Origin of the sequence: Streptomyces sp. NPDC006197 (genome assembly GCF_040613865.1) — a bacterium.
Lineage (GTDB): Bacteria > Actinomycetota > Actinomycetes > Streptomycetales > Streptomycetaceae > Streptomyces.
Window position 1 is genome coordinate 1 of record NZ_JBEXSZ010000304.1, and the last position, 1,091, is coordinate 1,091.

General features: G+C 76.6%; 1 pseudogene. It reads right to left on the reverse strand.

What is annotated here, in order from left to right:
* Positions 1–854, reverse strand: a pseudogene (locus tag ABZ318_RS39605) (hypothetical protein); the annotation flags it as partial.
* Positions 855–1,091: the final 237 nt, after the last annotated feature.

Sequence of the window (1,091 nt, forward strand, 5' to 3'; positions counted from 1 at the left end):
CGGCCGTCGCCGGGGTCGTCGGCCTCGGCGGCCTCGCGGCGACCACCCTGGACGACCGGCCCGCCGGGCCCGCCACGACCCTGCCCGCGCCCGGCGTCGCCCCGTCCGGAGCGGGCCCGTGACTCGCTCTCGGTCCTGACGTCCTCGGTGAGCAGCTCCATGAGGTGCCCGCCGCCCTCCTGGAGGGCCTCGTCCGTGATCTCGTCGACGCCGTGGCGGGGGTCGAGGCGGAAGACCTTGCCGCCGGTGACCTCGTCGAGGAGGGCGAGCGCGGTGGCCTTGCGACCGCTGCCGGGCTCTCCGCAGAGGACGAGGACCCGGCTGTCGCGGAGCCGTTCCTTCATCCGCTGGTAGCCGGTGATCTCGCAGTACACCTGGGCGAGGTGGGCGAGCGTCTCGGGCGGGACGGGTCCCCGGACGAAGCGCGAGGAGTCGCCGGAGCCGTACACGGAGAAGAACTGGTTGCCCTCGAAGAAGGTGCCGTCGCCCTGGATGCTGGTGTGGCGGTCGCCCGCGCCGCTCGCCCAGGTACGGAGGGCGCGGCGTGCCGTGGCGGCGCCGCCGGTGTCGCCGCCGGCGAGCGGGCCACGGTCGGCGGCGGCGAAGACGTTCACCTCGCGCGGCTGCTCACCGGCGCCGTCGCCCCGCTCGCCGTCCCGGTCACCACGACCGCCGCGGTCCCCCCGGTCGCCCCGGTCGCCGCGACCGCCGCGGCCCCCTCGCTCGCCCCGGTCGCCGCCCCGGTCGTGCGCGTCCGCCCGGTCGCCCCGGCCGCCGCCGTCGCCCCGGTCGTCCCGGGCTGGGCCGGAGTCCGGGGCGTCGGCCCCCGCCCCCGCCTCGTCCTGGTCGCTCACTCCGGCTCACCCGCCCCCGCCGCCGTGCCCTTGCGGATGCCCGTGAAGTCGCCGTGGAACGTGTTGCCGTGGACGTCGACCACGTCTCCCCCGACGTGGTACGTACGGCTCCCGCCTCCGGTCCGGGGCGTTGGGCCGTCCCCCCGCGACGGCCCAATCCTTGGCGGATGAGCAGCGACGACTACCTGCAGGCCTGCGGCACGTTGTCGCCGGAGAACGTGACAATCCTGACGGGAA